Here is a 5,214-nt window from a genome sequence, read left to right on the forward strand (position 1 = left end):
AAAATAACATCTTGCTTCTTTTTCCAGGGTTTCGTTCCTGATTAATTTATAGATCCCTGAGGTATCGTATAGTTTCCATTTTTTGGGTACGCATGACCTGCATTCCTTCTGGTCATTTTCACGAGACTTTTTTGGATAAAATACATCAAACAACGTATCCATGATCCCGCGTGGTTTACCTACTTCGTAAAAATTAACAACAAAGGCGGTAGTTTTTGCAGACAGTTCGTAAACAGGAAAGAAAAGTTGTTTCTCGCCGGTTGAACTCCACCATTTGCTTAATTTGTGGGCAGCCGCATCGTATTCATACAACTGTTTCTTTAGGGTGTCGAGGTAGATCCACTGGTCAACAATAAAACGCGTATCAGCCCCCTCGTCCCGGGATATTTCATGACCAATGCGGTAAACGTCAAATACGGCAGAATCGGTTTTAAGCGTATTATCATACACCCAGTCCAACGTAAAATTATTTGAATGGGCCTGCTTAAGGACATCTGTATTGGCAAACGCCATATACATTTTCAATAAGGAATCTGACCAGCTTATATCACCTTCCGCCAGTTCACTGACCGCTTTTTCAGGAATGGCTTCAGATGCTATGATTCCAGGAGCGGAGTCTACAGTGGAAATTTGACTGGTTTCTGGTGTGGCTTCTTTCTGATTCATGACCTGGCACCCGGCCATGAGGCTAATCAATACTAAAATTGAAGCTAGTTGTTTCATAGTGTATAGGATATAAATAACCGTTTTACGGGTTCGGGGTCAAAGATAGATCAATTAACAGTAACTGTTATTGTCTTACTACAAACGTTGTAAGGGTAGTAATTGTTACGCCGCTTGCCCGGGTAAAACGATAAATGTGGCAAAATTTGTATACCAACTTATCTTTTGCTACCACCTGGCCGCTCCCTGAAGCCTCGTAACCATGCATTACCACAATCGCGTGGTACCTGGATCTTTGCCATGCTTCAATAATTTTAATCATTGAGACAATATTCGCTGCAGTTCTCTTTTAAAATCTATGTTATCTGTTATTCCATTGTGTGTTTGCCCATGCAAAGTTATCAGTGTATCCTGTTTTTTAAATAATGTTTTCAACCTGAGCGAACTTCCATAATAGATCACTTCATCCCGGTTGCCATGAAAAATAACAACCGGCATTTTACAGGCTTTGAGATAGTTGTTCGTTTCAAACTTGTACTTCAAGATAAAAGGGGGAATAATGGGATAGGTATGCCGCATCATATCGGTAAGACTGTAATAAGGCGCCTGCAGGATCAATAACTTTGGGTTGTTTGCCGATGCCAGTTTAGTGGCCGCTCCGGTGCCGATTGAATATCCCAACACCACGATCCTGTCTTCTGCATATCTTGTCTTTAGTGAATCGTAGGCAGTTTGCACATCATCAAAAAACTGTTGTTGTCCGTATATAACGCCATTACTTTTGCCATAGCCGCGGTAATCCAACAGGAATACATCATAATTCAAAGCAGTATATGTGCTGGCAACCTCTCCCCACGAATCAAGCGCGCCACCGTTGCCATGTAAATAGAAAATAAGCCCCTTTGAATGGTCGGCTTTAAATAACAAACCATGCAACCGGCTATTGTCACTGGTTGGTATAGTCAGTTCTTCAAATGGCTGTTCAAATCCAAATTGATAGTTCTTATCTAATACCTGGGGATAAAAGATCAGCTTCTCCTGGATGAAATACAGCAATCCGCAAACAACAATGTATAGTATCCCTATTATTATTAACGCATTTATCACCATTTTTTTTATGATATGGAATGCAAATTAATTACAAAAAGCGAGGAAGAAATGAAAAACGCTGCCAGGCAAATGGCCAGGGCCTTCCTAATAAAGATTTTATTCCATTAAAGTTACCGGACAATATTAATAAAAAATCCCTGGCATAATAAATACAGTTAATTTATTATACCAGGGATCATATGATTATTCGTTATTTAACGAACCGGCTGGAAATGATCTTTCCATTCTTTATAATCGTTAACGTATACACCCCGGCAGACAGCCGTGACACGTTCAGGTGGTTATTGATATTACGGGTAGCAATGAGTTCTCTGCCCGAAAAGTCATACACTTTTATCAGGGCGCCTGTAAGATCCTCCTCACTCCGTAACCTCAATTCGTTGAGAACAGGGTTCGGATAAATTTGCAGCCTGGTTATCAACCCTTGTGATTTAGCCGGCGCTACCGCAAATATTTTGATGGAAGTAGCAGCATCATTAAACCCGTTGGTCACCAAACAGGAATTGTCAACACCAAAGGTTTGCGAGGTGCCCAAGAAATTATCTTCTGCATACAATTGCACCTGGTAACCGCTGTTAACCTTCAATGAAGAAATATCGTCGTTAAAAATGCCCAGTGCCTGTAACTGGCTCAATGTATAATTACCTGGAGACAACGCTACCGCAGTGCCCGCATAATCGCAATCTCTGTATACGGTAGCAGCAGTAACTGTACCTACTGCACTTATTTTCAGAGAGGAGGTAAGATCGTTAAAGTTGTTGGCCACCAAACAGCTATTGTCGGCAGTAACGGTGACTACAGTACCGGCAAAATTATCGTCATTATATAATTGCACCTGGTAACCGCTGGTCACCCGCAATGAGGAGATATCGTCATTGTTAATGCCCATACTTTGTAACTGGCTTAACGTATAGCTTCCAGGTAATAACCCAACTGCAGCCCCGTTATAATTGCAATCCCGGTATACAGTAACTACCGGCACATTGGTGACAGTAATAGATACCTGTGCAGATGACTGACCACCGCGGTCGTCGGTAGCGGTAGCAGTAATCGTATACGTTCCTGTTGCTACATTGTTCCAGGTATAGGAGTAAGGCGCGGTTGTTGCTTCGCCCAGTTTGGTGCTGCCATTATAAAATTCCACTTTGCTGATAGTGCCATCCGCATCTGAAGCGTTCACCGTAATGGCAACAGTAGCGGGCGACAGGAATTTACTGCCCGAAACCGGTTTCAGAAAGCTCACAGCTGGCGCCTGGTTGGTCAACGACCTGATGCGAAGTGAAGAGATGGAATCGTTCAGGTTATTGGCCACCAAACAAGCGGTATTGGCGTTAAAGCTGGTATAGCTGCCTTGCAAGGCATTGTTCTTATACAACAATACTTCATAGCCGTTGGCAATAGTGAATGAAGAAATGTCTTTATCCTGTATACCACTGGCCACCAGGTCGCTTACCGTATAAGCACCGGGCGCTAAACTTACCGCATAGCTGCCGGTGTAATTACAATCTTTATAGAAAGTAGCGACTGTATTGGCAGCAGCGCCAGCGATGTTACCAGTGATCGAATAATAACCCAGCGAGCCATAATTAGTATAACCAGTTGTAGCAGGATCACCATAGCCCACACCCGTAACAGCTACATAGTAAGTACCTGCCGCCAGCGTTGCGCTCAGGTTGGCTGTTAATCCATCGGGATTGGATGTAGTCACCACAAAACCTGCATTGTCATATAAAGTGGCCAGCACATCGAGATTGGGATGTTTATCAGCAGGATTGATGTTCAATGAAACAGCGCCGCCTGTAGTGGTAAAAGTAAAGAAGTCGGCATCGCTGGTTGTTTCAATAATCCCGGAGTTGAAGGCGCTTCCGGTACCACCGATGGAAAGTTGTGTAGCGCCTGTTCTTGTATTGCTGTGATCATCGGCCCTGTACCCTACTCCATTGGCGTTGTTGGCAATAATGGCCAGGTCATCCTGCGTTTGGCTGGGGTTGGCATATTCGCCCTTACTCCATTGTACAACCGGCACATAGTAACCTGCTCCCATAATGGGCGCCCAGTCGCCCTGGCCCAGGTAATATTCTTCAACCGGGTTTGTTCTGCCATCGTGGCTCAGGCCAAAGGTATGGCCTACTTCATGCGCAGCAGCATCACCAGCCCCTTTTATGCCACCATTAAATACCCAGCAAGGTGTTTCGTTGCCCCAGGTAAATGAATTTAAAAAAGCTACGCCACCGGCCCCTGGCGCCGCCGTGTTGGTGGGTGTGAAAATGCAACGCATCCGCCGGTTGGCCGGGTACGAAAAATACACGGCTTCGCTGGTGGTAATGTTGAGTTTGAAAGGCCGGTAATCTTCACTGATCAGCTGCCATACTTCATATCTTTCCGCATCTGTTAAAGTACTCGCCGCTGCGTTAATAGGATTGCCACCGTTCCAGCCAGTGCCGGATACATACTGTCCGTCGAAATCAAGCAGCACCACACCATTAGCATTGGGATAGCTTTGCAAACTGTATAGCTGACCGCCTGTTATTGCGGCCGCCGCATTGCTAACCGCAGCGCTGGCCGGCGCTTTATCATAATCTATACACAGCACTTTATGAATATCTGTTTCTGAAATGTATACATTGCCGTTATCATCTGATGTATACGTGTAGGCCTTTTTTGTATTGCGCAGAATAATATTCCCCTGCACATGGGCGCCTTCGAACCGGATAAAAAAGGAAGAACCTGGCACATTCTCAATTTCCCCTGCCATAAATTCCTGGCCGGCAGCCAGTGACTGGCGGAAATTTATTTTTCCCGGTAATGAATCGGCGGTACTGATTCGCAACGCCAGTTTGCCTGTAATCCGTTGTTGTGGAGCGGTGGTGAACTGTTTACGAAAATGTGTTAACAGGTCCGGCGCTTTTCCCAGCGATACCGGTTTTACCTGGGCATATCCTGCTAAACAAAACAGCATACTACCCAAAAGCCATAGTGAAAATTTTTTCATACTACATGGTTTTAAATGGTTAAATGAAAAATCGTCTGGGGAAAAGTGCAGGGAATAATTGTTCGTGAGCCGTTACCGGCTCGGATATGGCAAGTGCCATCAGGGCATTATGAAGAAGGATTTAAATAAGGGAGTGACAGGGATGGCGAAGATATTTTGTTTAGCAGGTATGTACCAATAATAAATATCCTCAACACATTTATTAATTCTTTCATTTAAATTAAACAAGGCTATAAATCTTCAGCAGATTAATGTAATTTTCTTGCCGGTTTTACTACCAATGCAGCATAACAACCAATTTTAGAAAACTCCAACAATCAACCACATATGGGATTATTCGATTTTATTAAAAATGAATTTATTGAGGTCATCGACTGGGTTGATGACAGTAACAATACGGTCATTTATAAATTCCCTGACAAGGGGAATAAGATCATGAATGGCGCCCA

At 43.7% G+C, this 5,214-nt stretch carries 4 protein-coding genes; all 4 read right to left on the minus strand.

Translation table 11 applies throughout. From position 1 onward, the window contains the following. Positions 1-723, minus strand: a 723-nt coding sequence (locus ACJ751_RS05005; protein WP_407744276.1) for a hypothetical protein, incomplete at its 3' end; no start/stop codon positions are given. 67 nt (positions 724-790) lie between these two features. Beyond that, positions 791-985: a hypothetical protein gene (locus tag ACJ751_RS05010; protein ID WP_407744277.1), complete on the minus strand. Its 195-nt coding sequence runs from the start codon at positions 983-985 to the stop codon at positions 791-793. Then, positions 982-1,773 (minus strand): alpha/beta hydrolase, encoded by a 792-nt coding sequence (locus tag ACJ751_RS05015; RefSeq protein ID WP_407744278.1) that lies wholly within the window; start codon positions 1,771-1,773, stop codon positions 982-984. Before ACJ751_RS05015 ends, ACJ751_RS05010 begins: the two co-directional genes overlap by 4 nt. A 190-nt stretch (positions 1,774-1,963) precedes the next feature. Then, complete coding sequence (locus ACJ751_RS05020) at positions 1,964-4,765, minus strand: Ig-like domain-containing protein (protein ID WP_407744279.1); 2,802 nt, start codon at positions 4,763-4,765, stop codon at positions 1,964-1,966. Positions 4,766-5,214 lie beyond the last annotated feature (449 nt).

The sequence above is a fragment of the Niastella sp. genome, assembly GCF_045805085.1.
Lineage (GTDB): Bacteria > Bacteroidota > Bacteroidia > Chitinophagales > Chitinophagaceae > Niastella.